Raw genomic sequence first — 14,179 nt, 5'->3', positions numbered from 1 at the left:
TGCCTCTCCGCTGTTGGGTGACTTGCAGCCTAGGACCGCGCATGTTGCCGTCGCATCAATGATGCGTTGCGTAAGCGCAAAAACCGGACCGGTGCCGGGGTGCCGGTAGAATGCGCGTCCCACTCCGATCGATCCCGACCCGATGCCGGCTCCGCAAGACGCTCCGCTCGAAACCCTGTTCCTGCCGTTCGCGCAAGGCGCGCTGCGCTGGCCCGACGGCAAGGTGCTGTTCCTGCGCGCGCGCGACGGCTGGCCGCTGCGCCAGCACGCGCAGCCGGCGCAGCTGGTGTGCGAGCAGGGCTATCGCCCCTTCGCCGAGGCGCTGGAGCAGGCCGGCTGGCAGGTGCGCGCCGAGGACGCGGCCGACCACGACGATGCCGGCGGCTACGCCGTGGTGCTGGTGCTGCCGCCGCGGCAGCGCGAGGAGGCGCGCGCGTTGCTGGCCCGTGCGCTGACCCTGGCCGCGCCGGGCGGGGTGGTGGTGGCCTGCCAGGCCAACAACGAGGGCGCGCGTTCGGGCGAGGACGACCTGCAGCAGCTCGCCGGCCTCGGCGGCAAGCTGACCAAGCACCATTGCCGCGTGTACTGGACCGCGCCGCTGCACGGCGCTCACGACGCGGCGCTGCTGCAGCGCTGGGCCGCGCTGGACGCGCCGCGGCCGATCCTGGACGGGCGCTTCCACAGCCGGCCCGGCGTGTTCGCGTGGGACCGCATCGATCCGGCCTCGGCACTGCTGGCCGAACACCTGCCGGCCGACCTGTCCGGCGCCGGCGCGGACCTGGGCGCCGGCTACGGCTACCTGTCGGCGGAACTGCTCGCGCGTTGCCCCAGGATCGCCGCGCTGGACCTGTTCGAGGCCGACGCGCGCGCGCTGGCGCTGGCCCGGCGCAACCTGGCGCAGGCGGCGTCCACGGTGGCGCTGGGCTATCACTGGCACGACGTCACCGCCGGGCTGCCCGCGCAGTACGACTTCATCGTCAGCAATCCGCCGTTCCACGCGCCCGGGCGCATGGAGCGCCCGGACATCGGCCGCCGCTTCATCGCCGTGGCCGCGCAGGCGCTCAAGCCCGGCGGCCGCCTGTGGCTGGTGGCCAACCGCCACCTGCCATACGAGGCGGTGCTCGACGCGAGCTTCGGCCAGACCGAGGTGGTCGCCACCCGCGACGGCTTCAAGCTGATCCTGGCGGTGCGCGCGCGGGCGACGGTACGCCGATGAAGCTGGTCAAGCATCTGGCCAACCTGGGCTACGGCAGCCGCAAGCAGGTGACGATGATGTTCCGCGAAGGCCGCATCACCGACGCCGCCGGCGACGTGCTGTACGCCGACGACCAGGTCGGCCACGACACCATCCGCGTCGACGGGCAGCCGCTGGACCCGCCGCCCGGGCTGATCCTGGCGCTGCACAAGCCGGTCGGCTACACCTGCTCGACCAAGGACACCGGCCGCATCGTCTACGACCTGCTGCCGCCGCGTTTCCGCCTGCGCTCGCCGCTGCTGTCCACCGTGGGCCGGCTCGACCGGGACACCAGCGGCCTGCTGCTGATGACCGACGACGGCGCGCTGCTGCACCGCATAGTCTCGCCGAAATCGCATCTGGCCAAGGTGTACGAGGCGACGCTGGCCGAGGACCTGCGCGGCGACGAAGCGGCCCGCTTCGCCAGCGGCGCCCTGATGCTGGAGGCCGAAACCACGCCGCTGCTGCCGGTGGAGATGGAGGTGCTGGGCCCGCGCCAGGCGCGCGTCACCCTGTACGAAGGCCGCTACCACCAGGTGCGGCGCATGTTCGCCGCGGTCGGCAACCACGTGCAGGCGCTGCACCGCAGCCGCATCGGCGGCCTGGCGCTGGGCGAGCTGCCGGCAGGGCAATGGCGCGTGCTGGACGCGGCGGATCTGGTGCAGGTGTTTGGGGCGGGGATTCGGGATTAGGGATTGGCAACGGCGCGGGCTGCCAGATTGCACCAAAGCTTGCTTTTACCAATCCCGAATCCCCAATCACCAATCCCGGCTCTCGAGCACGCGCATCGGCGGCCTGGCGCTGGACGCGGCGGATCTGGCGCAGGCGTTTGGGGCCGGGATTAGGGATTAGGGATTCGGGATGGCAACGGCACGGGCTGCCAGATCGCACCGACCGCGCTTTTACCAATCCCGAATCCCCAATCCCTAATCCCGGCCCTCGAACAATCGCTTCCAGCCCTCCAGGCCCAGGTTTTCCAGCGTCTGCACGTTGCGCTCGACGATCACGTCCGGGTCCGGGAACGCGGCCACCGCGCGCTCGACGCTGTCCTCGCGCAGCAGGTGCAGGATCGGGTAGGGCGCGCGATTGGTGTAGTTGGCGATGTCGTCGGGGGCGGTGCCGGCGAACTGGTAGTGCGGGTGGAAGCTGGCCACCTGCAGGATGCCCTGCAGGTCCAGCGCCTCGACCACCGCGTCGGCGTTTTCCAGGAAATCGTTGTAGTCCAGGAAATCGCCGAGCACCTGCGGGTGGATCAGCAGCGTGGTGTCGATCCGCTCGGCGGGCGTGTCGCGCAGCAGCAGCAGTTCCTCGGCCAGCTCCTCGAGCAGCGCCTCGGACGTGGTCGCGTCGCTGAGCACGTAGCGCACCTGTTCCTTGGCGTGGACCGCCTTGGCGAACGGGCACAGGTTCAGCCCGATCACCGCGCGCTCCAGCCACAGGCGGGTCACGGCGATCGGGTCGGCGGCGGGATGCGGTTCGTCCAAGGCGGTTCCAGCGGGCAGGGGCGGACAGGCGGGGGGGCGGGGCGACGCGGCGAACGGCCGCATGCCGCCGCGGTGTCAGTCGCGGAAGTTCTCGAACTGCAGCGGCAGTTCGAAGTCGCTCTTGCGCAGCAGCGCCATCACGTCCTGCAGGTCGTCGCGCTTCTTGCCGCTGATACGCAGCTTGTCGCCGTTGATCTGCGCCTCGACCTTGAGCTTGGCGTCCTTGATCGCGGCGACGATCTTCTTGGCCAGCTTCTGCTCGATGCCCTGCTTGACCGTGACCTTCTGCCGCGCCCCGGCCAGGTTGGTCTCCACGTCGCCGAACTCCAGGCAGCGCACGTCGATGCCGCGCGCGATCAGCCGCGCGCGCAGGATGTCGGTCATCTGCTTGACCTGGAAGTCGCTCGGCGCCGACTGCTCGATGACCTGGTCGTCGAGTTCGAACTTCGCCTCCACGCCCTTGAAGTCGAAGCGCGTGGACAGTTCGCGATTGGCTTGGTCGACGGCGTTGGTCAGTTCGTGCTTGTCGACTTCGGAGACCACATCGAAGGAAGGCATGGCGCATACATCCAGGCAAAGACAGGCGCCCATTTTAACCGCAGCGGCTGCGCAAGGCGCTGCGGGCGGCGATAATGGCGCATGTCCCCGCGCACTTCCTCCCTGCCCGCCATCGGCTGCATGCTGCTGGCGGTGGCGTTCTTCTCGCTGATGGATGCCGGCATGAAGCTGCTGTCGGCGCACTACCCGCCGTTGCAGGTGACGATGCTGCGCGGCGCCGCGTCGCTGCCTTTCGTGCTGCTGTGGGTGCTGGCCGGGCCCGGCCTGCGCTCGCTGCGCCCGGTGCGCTGGTCGCTGCACCTGCTGCGCGGCGCGCTGGGGCTGGCGATGATCGGCTGCTTCGTCTACGCGCTCAAGCGCCTGCCGCTGTCCACCGCCTATGCGATCTACTTCGTCGCCCCGCTGCTGGTGACCGCGTTGTCGGTGCCGCTGCTGGGCGAGCACGTCGGGCCGCGGCGCTGGACCGCGATCGGCATCGGCCTGGTCGGCGTGCTGGTGGTGCTGCGTCCGGGCGTGGACGGCCTCGTCTCGCTGCCCGGGCTGATGGTGCTGCTGGCCGCCACCGCCTATGCGGTCGCCGCGATCAGCGTGCGCATGCTGACCCGCACCGACACGCCGCAGGCCATGGTGGTGTGGTTCCTGGCGATCATGGCGCTCGGCGCCGGGCTGCTGGCGCTGCCGGACTGGGTGCCGCTGCGCGCGCGCGACGGCTGGCTGATCGCCGGCATGGGCCTGGCCGGGGCGCTGGGCCAGGTGGCGCTGACCCGCGCGTTCCAGCTCGGCGAGGCCTCGCTGATCGCGCCGCTGGAATACACCGGGCTGGTGTGGGTGATCGCCTGGGACCTGCTGATCTGGCAGGTGCTGCCGGACCGGCCGACCTGGATCGGCGCGGCGATCATCGTCGGCAGCGGCCTGTACCTGCTGCGCCGCGAGCGCATCGTCGGCGCCGGTGGCCGCGCACCGGGCAAATAGACGCCTCCGTCGCGCGGGCCTGTCCGCGCGGCCCGTGGCGATGACGGCACGGCCGTGGCGCCCACGTCCCTCGGTCCCTGGCTACCGGTTTGCGGTGCGCCGCGACCAGGGAGGGCCGGAAATCGCCGCCAGCGACACAGCCGGCTTAGAACCAACCGGCATAAGGCCGTCGCGCGCCGGGCAGGCGGCCGGCGCGGCGCGCTGGTAGGCTGCACACCCCTTTGCCCCGTGTCGGTTCCGCCCTCGGTGATCGCGTTCCAGCAACTGCACAAGTCCTACCAGGTCGACGGCCGCGCGGTCGTCGCGCTGCACCCGCTCGACCTGGAGATCCGGGCCGGCGAGGTGTTCGGCATCATCGGCCATTCCGGCGCCGGCAAATCGACCCTGATCCGGCTGATCAACCGGCTCGAGGAACCCAGCGGCGGGCGGCTGCTGATCGACGGCGACGACGTCACCGCGCTCGACCGCGCCGGGCTGCGCACGCTGCGGCGGCGCATCGGCATGATCTTCCAGCACTTCAACCTGCTGTCCTCGCGCACCGTCGCCGGCAACGTCGCCTTCCCGCTGGAACTGGCCGGCGAGCCGCGCGCGCAGGTCGACGCGCGGGTGGCCGAACTGCTGGCCAGGGTCGGACTGGAGCAGCACGCCGGCAAGTACCCGGCGCAGCTGTCGGGCGGGCAGAAGCAGCGCGTGGGCATCGCTCGCGCGCTGGCCACGCGGCCGCAGATCCTGCTGTGCGACGAGGCCACCAGCGCGCTGGACCCGCAGACCACCGCCTCGGTGCTGAGCCTGCTGGCGCAGATCAACCGCGAGCTGGGCCTGACCATCGTGCTGATCACCCACGAGATGGACGTGATCCGCCGGGTCTGCGACCGGGTCGCGGTGCTCGACGCCGGGCATCTGGTCGAAAGCGGGCCGGTGACGGAGGTGTTCCTGCATCCGCAGCATCCGACCACGCGCCGCTTCGTGTCCGAGGCCGAACACGTCGACGAAGGCGAGCTGCACCGCGACTTCACCGCGGTGGCCGGGCGCATCGTGCGCCTGACCTTCGTCGGCGGCGATACCTACGCACCGCTGCTCGGGCGCATCGCGCGCGAGACTGCGGTGGACTACAACATCCTGTCCGGGCGCATCGACCGGATCAAGGACACCCCGTACGGCCAGCTCACCGTGGCGCTGGTCGGCGGCGACGTCGACGCGGCCCAGGCCGGGTTCGCCGCCGCCGGCGTGCACGTGCAGGAGTTGCGCCGATGAACCTTCTCGCCACCGCGGCCGGCGGCTTCTTCCAGAACCTCGATGCCGGTAAGTGGCGCGAGATCGGCGGCGCCACGTTCGACACCTTGCTGATGCTCGGCGGCTCGCTGCCGCTGACGCTGCTGATCGGGCTGCCGCTGGGCGTGCTGCTGTTCCTGACCGGGCCGCGGCAGACGCACCAGCGGCCGCTGCTGTACGGCGGGCTGGCGCTGGTGATCAACCTGCTGCGCTCGGTGCCCTTCATCATCCTGATGATCGCGATGATCCCGCTGACGCTGTGGGTGATGGGCACGTCGCTGGGCGTGCGCGGGGCGATCCTGCCGCTGGTGGTGGGCGCGGCGCCGTTCTATGCGCGGCTGGTGGAAACCGCGCTGCGCGAGGTGGACCGCGGCGTGGTCGAGGCCAGCCTGGCGATGGGCGCCACCACCTGGCAGCTGGTGGCGCGGGTGCTGCTGCCGGAAGCGCGCCCCGGGCTGATCGCCGGCGCCACGGTCACCACCATCGCCTTGATCGGGTTCACCGCGATGGGCGGCGCGATCGGTTCCGGCGGGCTCGGCGACCTGGCCTACCGCGACGGCTACCAGCGTTCGCACGCCGATGTGGCGCTGGTCACGGTCGCGGTGCTGCTGGTGCTGGTGCAGGGCCTGCAGATGCTCGGCGACCGCCTGGTCGCGTACTACAGCCGGCGCTGACCGCGCCGTATGCTCTGCAGGAGCGGCTTCAGCCGCGACCGCTGCACCGGCAACACCCGGTCGCGGCTGAAGCCGCTGCTACAAAAAAATCCGCGCCGTGGTCGCCATCGCGCGTTCGCGCACGCCGCGGCCCGGTCTGCTAGCTTGCTCGCATCGCGGCCCCGGGCCGCGCTTCTCCCTCACGTTTTCGGATCCTTGCCATGAACAGACTTCCGCTTCGTCTCCTGCTCGCCGCCGCCGCCGCGTTGGCCCTGGCCGCCTGCGGCAGGTCCGGGTCCGGCGCCGACAACGGGCGGCTCAGCGTGGCGGCCACGGCGGTGCCGCATGCGGAGATCCTGGAGGTGGTCAAGCCGATGCTGGCCAAGCAGGGCGTGGAGCTGGACGTGCACGTGTTCAACGACTACGTGCAGCCCAACGACCAGGTCGCGCAGAAGCTGATCGACGTGAACTACTTCCAGACCGAGCCGTACCTGGATGCGTACAACCGCGACCGCAAGACCGACCTGGTCATCGTCACCGGCGTGCATATCGAGCCGTTCGGCGCCTACTCGCGGCGCTACAAGTCGCTCGACGCGCTGCCGGAGAAGGCCTCGGTGGTCATCCCCAACGATCCGAGCAACAACAGCCGCGCGCTGATCCTGCTCGACAAGGCCGGGGTCATCAAGCTCAAGGATCCGAACAACAAGCTCGCCACGCTGCGCGACATCGCCGCCAATCCCAAGCAGCTGCAGTTCCGCGAACTGGACTCGGCGATGATGCCGCGCGTGCTCGAGCAGGTGGACCTGGCGCTGATCAACACCAACTACGCGCTCGACGCCGGGCTCAATCCGCAGCGCGACGCGCTGACGATCGAGGACAAGCAGTCGCCGTACGTCAACTTCCTGGTCGGCCGCCCCGACAACCGCGACGATCCGCGCGTGCAGAAGCTGGCCAAGGCGCTGACCAGCCCGGAGGTCAAGGCGTTCATCGCCAGCAAGTACCACGGCGCGGTGCTGCCGGCGTTCTGAGCGGCCACGGCGCGCGCCAGATGCCTGTGCTGCTGGCCATTCCGCTGGCCATCGTCATCGCGCTGGCGGTGACCGCGGTGCTGTTGCCGCTGTCGCTGCTGCAGCGCTTCCGCTACGGCACGTCGCGGCGCCAGGCGCGCGGGTGGCTGGCCGGGGTGCAGTTCTGGTCGGCGCTGGTGTCCAGCGCGTTGCTGCTCGGCTTCGCCGCGGTGGCCGGCCACTGGTGGCCGAACGCGGGAAGCTACGCGCTCGCCGGCTGGGGCGGCGGGCTGTTGCTGGGATGGCTCGGAATCGCCTCCAGCCGTTTCGAGCCCACCCCGCAGGGCCTCTACTACACGCCCAATCTGTGGCTGGTGCTGGCGTTGACGCTGATGGTGGTGGCGCGCATCGTCGCCGGCCTGGTGCAGGGCTGGCGGACATGGACGCAGGACGCGGCCTGGCCGTTGCACGGCTGGATGAGCCATGCCAGCCTGCTCGCCGCCGGCGCGCTGCTGCTCGGCTACGCCAGCGCTTACGCGTGGCTGCTGCGGCGCCGGGCGCGCCGTTTCGATCGCTACCGCGGCTACGACCGCTCGCCGCGGTAGCGCGCCGCAGGCGTCGCACGCGCGGCGCGCAAAAGAAAACGGGCCCGTTCGGGCCCGTTTTTTTGTCCGGCGGAAGCCGCGTGCTTAGAAGCGCGCGCCGACGCCGAAGCTCACCAGCCACGGATCCAGCTTCAGGTCCTGGCCGGTGCCGTTGCCGGCCACCTGCAGCTCCGGGCGCGAATGCATGTAGCGCGCGTCGGCCCGTGCGAACCAGGTCGAGTTGATGTTCAGGTCCACGCCGACGGTGCCGATCGCGCCCTTGGCGGTCTCCAGGCCCACGTGCTCGCCGCTGGCCGACAGGCCGCCGATCTTCTCGTTGCTGAAGTTGGACTCGTAGTAGCCCACGCCGACGAACGGACGGAACACGTTGTCCGCCTGGCCGAAGTGGTACTGGCCGCTCAGCGCCAGCGGCTGCTGCTCGACGGTGCCCACCTTGCCCACGCCGCTGGCGTTGACGCGGTGGTTGAACTTGTCGGCCGCGCCCCACAGTTCCAGCGCCCAGTTGTCGTTGATCAGCCAGCTGGCGCTGATGGTCGGCGCCGGGCCGCCGTCGATGTCCAGGCCATTGGCCGGCTTGGAATGGGGTTCGAGCAAGGTGGCGCTGCCGACCACGGCGAAGCGCTTGCCGGACGCGGTATCGGCATCCTGGGCGAAAGCGGCGGGCGCAAACGCAAGGGCGGATACAGCAGCCAGGCTCAGAATCTTAAAGGACCGCATTGGATGTTCTCCTCAGGTTTTTCTTATGGGGCCACCGAAGTGGGCGCGCACACCGTATCGATGAGAAGATGAATCGACGCCGACCTTCGCCGGACGAATGCAGCCGTTGTTCATGCTGCGCGGCCGAGTGCTTGAAATAACGGGGTTTTAATAAATTTCGCGATTCATCGAGGTGTGTCGCAGGTGACGACGCAAACGCTGTTGCAAGGCCTGCCGGCGCAGATCCGCGACGACTGCCGCGTGTTGATCCTCGGTTCGATGCCGGGCGAGCTGTCGCTGGAGCACGCGCGCTACTACGCGCATCCGCGCAACCGGTTCTGGCCGTTGCTCGGCGCGCTGTGCGGCTTCGATCCGGCGCTGGACTACGACGCGCGCCTGCGCGCGCTGCATGCCGCCGGCGTCGGCCTGTGGGACGTGATCGGGCAGTGCCGGCGCCGCGGCAGCCTGGATGCATCGATCGTGCGCGGCAGCGAAGTGGCCAATCCGTTGCCGCAGCGCATCGCGCACCTGCCGCAGCTGCGCCTGATCGCCTGCAACGGCGCCACCGCCGCGCTGGCCTTCCGCCGCTTCGTGCAACCGCAGCTCGGCGCTACCGCCGCGGCGATCGAACTGCTCGCGCTGCCGTCCACCAGTCCGGCCAACGCCTCGTTCTCGCTGCCGCGGTTGCAACAGGCGTGGTCGCCGCTGCGGGCGTACCTGGCGCCGTGCGCGCCGGCGCGGCCGGCGTCAGGCCTGCGCGCCCCGCGCCGGCGCACGCAGGCGTAGCCACAGGGTCTGCGCGAGCAGCGCCGCCGCCAGCGCCACCGCGATCCACGCCGCACTGCGCGCGCCCGGCAGCGGGCTGGCCGCCTGCTTGGCGTAGACCGCCGCCAGCGCCCACAGCGCCGCCGCGGCATAGGCCAGGTTGCCGCGCATCGCGCGGTTCAGGCCCAGCAGCAGCGCGCCGGCCAGCGCGAACAGCGCCAGGCTCCACGGCAGCATGCGCCCGGTCGGCAGCCAGCCATGCGCGACGATCACCTGGGCGGTGTTGAGGAACACCGCCAGCGACAGCCAGCCGGCGTGCAGCGACAGCGGCAGCCAGGCCCACAGCGCCTGCCGCGGTTCCGGCGCCGGGTCGCGCGACAGGCGCAACGCGGCCAGCGCCAGGCATGCCAGCGCGGCCCAGATCACCGCCAGCGCAGGCAGGAAGTGCTGCTGCGAGAACACCGGCATCCACAGCGCGGTCAGCGCGAAGCCGAACGCGGCCGGCCCGCGCGTTTCGGCCACCGCGCCACCGCGGCCGCGCCGTGGCGACAGCTGCCACAGACCGAAGCCGACATCGAGCAGGAAGATCACGCCCCAGATCGCGAACGCATAGCCGGCCGCGACGATCAGGGTCGGATAGCGGTCGGAGATCGCGCCGTTGGTCGGGCCGAACGCGCCGCGCTGCGAGAACCAGGCGACCACGGGCATCGCCAGCGACATCAGCAGCACGAGCAGGCGCATCGAAGGGCATCCGGAAAGCGTGCCGCGATGCTAGCCGCGCGTCGGTGAAGGCCCTGCGCCGGCGCCGGCGGCCCGCATCCGCCGCCTGGCGCGGACAATGCGCCTGCGTACAGTCGGCCGCGGCGCCCGCCGCCCGGCCGTTTGCGCCTGGCGCGGCGGCCGCGACGGCGGCGGCGCGGCACTTTTTGCCGGGCAAAGGTTGGCGCTACGGCTGCGGGCCGCCACAATAGGGGTTTCCCCTACTTAGTTGCCGGAGTTCCCCGCATGGCCGAAATCAAGGAAGCACTTGTCCCCGATATCGGTGACTACAGCGACGTCCCGGTGATCGAAGTGCTGGTGGCCGTCGGCGATACCGTCAGCAAGGACCAGAGCCTGGTGACGCTGGAGTCGGACAAGGCGACGATGGAAGTGCCGTCGCCATACGCCGGTGTGATCAAGGAACTGAAGGTCAAGGTCGGCGACAGCCTGTCCGAGGGCAAGGTGGTGGCGCTGATCGAGGTGGCCGGCGCCGGCGCCGATGCCGCCGCGCCGGCACCCGCCGCCGCCAAGGCCGCGCCCGCCCCGGCCAAGCAGGAAGCGGGCACGCAGGCGCCGGCCAAGCCCGAATCGGTCAAGCCCGCGCCGGCCTCGGCCGCGCCCGCCAGCGGCGGCGGCATCGTCGAAGCGCGCGTGCCGGACATCGGCGACTACAGCGAGGTGCCGGTGATCGAGGTGCTGGTCGCGGTCGGCGACACCGTCGCCAAGGACCAGAGCCTGGTGACGCTGGAGTCGGACAAGGCGACGATGGAAGTGCCCTCGTCGGTGGCCGGCGTGGTCAAGGAACTGAAGGTCAAGGTCGGCGACAGCCTGTCGGAAGGCAAGGTGGTGGCGCTGATCGAGGTGGCCGGCGCCAACGCCGACGCGCCGTCGGCGAACGCGGTCCAGCCCAGCGCCGAGACCGGCGGCGGCGTGGAGCCGGTGCCGGCCTCGTCCGCGCCGGACAAGCTGGCCCAGCGCGAGATCGCGCAGGTGCAGAGCTCGGCCCCGGCCAAGGCCGCCGCGGCCGGTGCGTCCGCCGGCACCCCGAGCAGCCCGCCGGTGGAGTTCAACGCCGACAGCGTGCTGCCGCAGAAGGTGCCCTACGCCAGCCCGGCGGTGCGCGTGTTCGCGCGGGAACTGGGCGTGGACCTGTTCCAGGTCACCGGCACCGAGCAGGGCGGCCGCATCACCAAGGACGACGTGCAGCGCTACGTCAAGGCCGCGCTGTCCGGCGGCGCGCCGGCCGCGTCGGCGGGCGGCGCGACCGCGGCAGGCGGCGGCAACGGGCTGAACCTGCTGCCGTGGCCGAAGGTCGACTTCGCCAAGTTCGGCGAGATCGAGACCCGGCCGCTGTCGCGGATCAAGAAGATCTCCGGCGCCAACCTGGCGCGCAACTGGGCGATGATCCCGCACGTCACCCAGTTCGAGCAGGCCGACGTCACCGACCTGGAAGCGCTGCGCGTGGCGCTGAACAAGGAGAACGAGAAGGCCGGCATCAAGCTGACCATGCTCGCGTTCCTGCTCAAGGCCAGCGCCGCGGCGCTGAAGCAGTTCCCCGACTTCAACGCCTCGCTGGACGCGGCCGGCGAGACCCTGACCCTGAAGAAGTACTTCCACATCGGCTTCGCCGCCGACACCCCCAATGGGCTGGTGGTGCCGGTGATCCGCGACGTGGACAAGAAGGGCGTGGTCGAGCTGGCGCGCGAAAGCGGCGAGCTGGCCAAGAAGGCGCGCGACGGCAAGCTCGGCCCGGCCGAGATGAGCGGCGGCTGCTTCTCGATCAGTTCGCTCGGCGGCATCGGCGGCACCGCGTTCACGCCGATCGTCAACGCGCCGGAAGTGGCGATCCTGGGCGTGTCCAAGTCGTCGATCCAGCCGGTCTGGAACGGCAAGGAATTCGCGCCCAAGCTGCTCCTGCCGCTGTCGCTGAGCTACGACCACCGGGTCATCGACGGCGCCGCGGCGGCGCGCTTCACCAGCTACCTGAGCCAGGTGCTGGCGGACATGCGCCGCGTGCTGCTGTAAGTCCTGCCGCAACGGCGCCGCGCCCGGCGCGGCCCGTGTTTTCCCCCACCTGCGTGCGCCGCGCCCTTGCGCGGCGCCGCCGAAGAACTGCAATCGCCCGCCGGCGCGCCGTCGGGCCACAGGAGAAGCCCCATGGCGGTCATTGAGGTCAAGGTCCCGGATATCGGCGACTACAGCGACGTTCCGGTCATCGAAGTGCTGGTCGCCGTCGGCGACACGGTCAAGAAGGACCAGGGCCTGCTGACGCTGGAATCGGACAAGGCCACGCTGGAGGTGCCCGCGGCGGCGGCCGGCGTGATCAAGGAGCTGAAGGTCAAGCTGGGCGACACCCTGTCCGAAGGCGCGGTGATCGCGCTGCTGGAAACCGAGGATGCCGCCGCCCCGGCCGCCGCGCCCGCCGCGGCCAAGGCCGAGGCGCCGGCGAGCAAGCCGCCGGTGGCGCCGTCGCATCGCGCCCCGGCCGAGCCGCCGGCGCCCAAGCCGGCGCTGGTGTCGGGCAAACCGGCGGACATCGAGTGCAAGATCGTGGTGCTCGGCGCCGGCCCCGGCGGCTACACCGCCGCGTTCCGCGCCGCCGACCTGGGCCTGGACACGGTGCTGATCGAGCGCTACGCCAGTCTCGGCGGCGTCTGCCTCAACGTCGGCTGCATCCCGTCCAAGGCGTTGCTGCATGCCGCCGCGGTGATCGACGAGGTGGCCCACGCCGGCGACTTCGGCGTGGATTTCGGCCAGCCGAAGATCACCCTGGACAAGTTGCGCGACTACAAGGAAAAGGTGGTCGGCAAGTTGACCGGCGGCCTGGCCAGCATGGCCAAGCAGCGCAAGGTGCGCACCGTGCAGGGCGTGGCCACGTTCGTGTCGCCGAACGAGCTGGAGATCGCCGGCGACGACGGCAAGACCCAGCTGCTGCGCTTCGAGCAATGCATCATCGCCGCCGGCTCGCAGGCGGTGAAGCTGCCGAACTTCCCGTGGGACGACGAGCGGGTGATGGACTCCACCGACGCGCTGGAACTGCAGGACATCCCCAAGACCCTGCTGGTGGTCGGCGGCGGCATCATCGGCCTGGAAATGGCCACCGTGTACAGCGCGCTGGGCAGCAAGGTGACCGTGGTCGAGTTCCTGGACCAGCTGATGCCGGGCGCCGACAAGGACCTGGTCAAGCCGCTGGCCGAGCGGCTGAAGAAGCAGGGCGTGGAGGTCCACCTCAAGACCAAGGCCGCCGACGTCAAGGCCGGCAAGGACGGCATCACCGTCGCGTTCGAGGCCGCCGCCGAGGGCGAGAAACCCACCCTGGGCGCGACCACCTACGACCGCGTGCTGGTCGCCGTCGGCCGCTCGCCCAACGGCAAGAAGATCGGCGCCGACAAGGCCGGGGTCAACGTCACCGAGCGCGGCTTCATCCCGGTGGACCGGCAGATGCGCAGCAACGTGCCGCACATCTTCGCCATCGGCGACATCGTCGGCAATCCGATGCTGGCGCACAAGGCCACCCACGAAGGCAAGCTGGCCGCCGAAGTGGCCGCGGGCGAAAAGAAGGAATGGGTGGCGCGGGTGATCCCGTCTGTGGCCTACACCAACCCGGAGATCGCCTGGGTCGGCGTCACCGAGACCGAGGCCAAGGCCAAGGGGCTGAAGGTCGGCGTGGCCAAGTTCCCGTGGGCGGCCAGCGGCCGCGCGATCGGCATCGGCCGTACCGAGGGCTTCACCAAGCTGATCTTCGACGAGGAAACGCACCGCATCATCGGCGGCGCCATCGTCGGCGTGCACGCCGGCGACCTGCTGGCCGAGATCGGCCTGGCGATCGAGATGGGCGCCGAGGCCGAGGACATCGGCCACACCATCCACGCCCATCCCACGCTGAGCGAATCGGTGGGCATGGCCGCGGAGGTGTACGACGGCACCATCACCGACCTGTACATCCCGAAGAAGAAATAGGCCGGCGCAACCCCGGCCAGCAAAGCCCCGGCACCTGCCGGGGTTTTGCGTTCATGCCCCGGCATGTCCCCGGCGATGCGACGGCGGCCTTAAATCGGCGGGGGCAAGCGCTGCGCGACGTCGGCCGCAACGGCCAAGGTGGCGAAGCACCACGATTTGGGTCGTTCCCCATTTCGACCGCTGAAACGACAGAACCCCGCATCGCTGCGGGGTT

Annotated in this window: 14 protein-coding genes; 10 read left to right on the top strand and 4 right to left on the bottom strand. The window is 70.6% G+C overall.

The window, feature by feature from the left end:
* The first annotated feature begins 142 nt into the window (after positions 1-142).
* On the top strand, positions 143-1,216 hold the full coding sequence (locus tag JR065_RS08840) for a class I SAM-dependent methyltransferase (RefSeq protein WP_206233694.1): 1,074 nt from the start codon (positions 143-145) through the stop codon (positions 1,214-1,216).
* Positions 1,213-1,926 (top strand): pseudouridine synthase, encoded by a 714-nt coding sequence (locus JR065_RS08835; protein ID WP_206233693.1) that lies wholly within the window; start codon positions 1,213-1,215, stop codon positions 1,924-1,926. Before JR065_RS08840 ends, JR065_RS08835 begins: the two co-directional genes overlap by 4 nt.
* A 234-nt stretch (positions 1,927-2,160) precedes the next feature.
* Here the strand turns inward: JR065_RS08835 and JR065_RS08830 are convergent, their stop codons facing one another.
* Both JR065_RS08830 and JR065_RS08825 read right to left on the bottom strand, forming a co-directional pair.
* A complete protein-coding gene (locus JR065_RS08830; RefSeq protein ID WP_241093494.1) occupies positions 2,161-2,718 on the bottom strand; it encodes a DUF1415 domain-containing protein in 558 nt (185 codons plus the stop codon).
* Positions 2,719-2,793: 75 nt separating this feature from the next.
* Entirely contained in the window at positions 2,794-3,276 is a 483-nt protein-coding gene (locus tag JR065_RS08825) for a YajQ family cyclic di-GMP-binding protein (RefSeq protein ID WP_206233691.1), read from the bottom strand.
* Positions 3,277-3,357: 81 nt separating this feature from the next.
* Between JR065_RS08825 and JR065_RS08820 the strand changes: the two genes are divergently transcribed.
* The 5 genes from JR065_RS08820 (at position 3,358) to JR065_RS08800 (ending at position 7,785) form a co-directional block, all read left to right on the top strand.
* Positions 3,358-4,248, top strand: a complete 891-nt coding sequence (locus JR065_RS08820; protein WP_206233690.1) for a DMT family transporter — start codon at positions 3,358-3,360, stop codon at positions 4,246-4,248.
* Between the two features lie 246 nt (positions 4,249-4,494).
* Positions 4,495-5,502, top strand: coding sequence for an ATP-binding cassette domain-containing protein (locus JR065_RS08815; protein WP_206233718.1), 1,008 nt, complete (start codon positions 4,495-4,497; stop codon positions 5,500-5,502).
* Complete coding sequence (locus tag JR065_RS08810; protein ID WP_206233689.1) at positions 5,499-6,194, top strand: methionine ABC transporter permease; 696 nt, start codon at positions 5,499-5,501, stop codon at positions 6,192-6,194. The genes JR065_RS08815 and JR065_RS08810 overlap by 4 nt, the downstream gene beginning before the upstream one ends.
* Positions 6,195-6,394: 200 nt before the next feature.
* A complete protein-coding gene (locus JR065_RS08805; protein WP_206233687.1) occupies positions 6,395-7,201 on the top strand; it encodes a MetQ/NlpA family ABC transporter substrate-binding protein in 807 nt (268 codons plus the stop codon).
* A gap of 20 nt (positions 7,202-7,221) precedes the next feature.
* Entirely contained in the window at positions 7,222-7,785 is a 564-nt protein-coding gene (locus JR065_RS08800; RefSeq protein ID WP_206233686.1) for a DUF1453 domain-containing protein, read from the top strand.
* An 84-nt stretch (positions 7,786-7,869) separates the two neighbouring features.
* Here JR065_RS08800 and JR065_RS08795 read toward each other — a convergent pair whose 3' ends face one another.
* Positions 7,870-8,502 carry an OmpW/AlkL family protein gene (locus JR065_RS08795; protein WP_206233685.1) on the bottom strand — a complete coding sequence of 211 codons (633 nt, stop codon included), beginning with the start codon at positions 8,500-8,502 and terminating at the stop codon, positions 7,870-7,872.
* Between the two features lie 183 nt (positions 8,503-8,685).
* Here JR065_RS08795 and JR065_RS08790 point away from each other — a divergent pair, with 183 nt between their 5' ends.
* Entirely contained in the window at positions 8,686-9,267 is a 582-nt protein-coding gene (locus tag JR065_RS08790) for a DNA-deoxyinosine glycosylase (protein ID WP_206233684.1), read from the top strand.
* On the opposite strand, the gene JR065_RS08785 is transcribed toward JR065_RS08790, so the two are convergent.
* A complete protein-coding gene (locus JR065_RS08785; RefSeq protein ID WP_206233683.1) occupies positions 9,229-9,987 on the bottom strand; it encodes a hypothetical protein in 759 nt (252 codons plus the stop codon). The two genes, JR065_RS08790 and JR065_RS08785, sit on opposite strands and share 39 nt — an antisense overlap.
* Before the next feature lie 264 nt (positions 9,988-10,251).
* On the opposite strand from JR065_RS08785, the gene aceF reads away from it, so the two are divergent.
* Positions 10,252-12,030 carry a dihydrolipoyllysine-residue acetyltransferase gene (aceF, locus tag JR065_RS08780; protein WP_206233682.1) on the top strand — a complete coding sequence of 593 codons (1,779 nt, stop codon included), beginning with the start codon at positions 10,252-10,254 and terminating at the stop codon, positions 12,028-12,030.
* A gap of 132 nt (positions 12,031-12,162) precedes the next feature.
* Positions 12,163-13,965, top strand: a complete 1,803-nt coding sequence (gene lpdA / locus JR065_RS08775; RefSeq protein WP_206233681.1) for a dihydrolipoyl dehydrogenase — start codon at positions 12,163-12,165, stop codon at positions 13,963-13,965.
* Positions 13,966-14,179: the final 214 nt, after the last annotated feature.

The organism is Xanthomonas sp. (assembly GCF_017163755.1).
Lineage (GTDB): Bacteria > Pseudomonadota > Gammaproteobacteria > Xanthomonadales > Xanthomonadaceae > Xanthomonas_A.
This window is presented reverse-complemented; position numbering and strand designations above follow the sequence as displayed.

What these genes read in the sequence shown, in the direction of transcription:
- JR065_RS08795 (WP_206233685.1), bottom strand. Translation starts at nt 8,502, where the DNA reads ATGCGGTCCTTTAAGATTCTGAGCCTGGCTGCTGTATCCGCCCTTGCG.
- JR065_RS08810 (WP_206233689.1), top strand. Translation starts at nt 5,499, where the DNA reads ATGAACCTTCTCGCCACCGCGGCCGGCGGCTTCTTCCAGAACCTCGAT.
- JR065_RS08840 (WP_206233694.1), top strand. Translation starts at nt 143, where the DNA reads ATGCCGGCTCCGCAAGACGCTCCGCTCGAAACCCTGTTCCTGCCGTTC.
- JR065_RS08835 (WP_206233693.1), top strand. Translation starts at nt 1,213, where the DNA reads ATGAAGCTGGTCAAGCATCTGGCCAACCTGGGCTACGGCAGCCGCAAG.
- JR065_RS08800 (WP_206233686.1), top strand. Translation starts at nt 7,222, where the DNA reads ATGCCTGTGCTGCTGGCCATTCCGCTGGCCATCGTCATCGCGCTGGCG.
- JR065_RS08805 (WP_206233687.1), top strand. Translation starts at nt 6,395, where the DNA reads ATGAACAGACTTCCGCTTCGTCTCCTGCTCGCCGCCGCCGCCGCGTTG.
- lpdA (WP_206233681.1), top strand. Translation starts at nt 12,163, where the DNA reads ATGGCGGTCATTGAGGTCAAGGTCCCGGATATCGGCGACTACAGCGAC.
- JR065_RS08820 (WP_206233690.1), top strand. Translation starts at nt 3,358, where the DNA reads ATGTCCCCGCGCACTTCCTCCCTGCCCGCCATCGGCTGCATGCTGCTG.
- aceF (WP_206233682.1), top strand. Translation starts at nt 10,252, where the DNA reads ATGGCCGAAATCAAGGAAGCACTTGTCCCCGATATCGGTGACTACAGC.
- JR065_RS08825 (WP_206233691.1), bottom strand. Translation starts at nt 3,276, where the DNA reads ATGCCTTCCTTCGATGTGGTCTCCGAAGTCGACAAGCACGAACTGACC.
- JR065_RS08785 (WP_206233683.1), bottom strand. Translation starts at nt 9,987, where the DNA reads ATGCGCCTGCTCGTGCTGCTGATGTCGCTGGCGATGCCCGTGGTCGCC.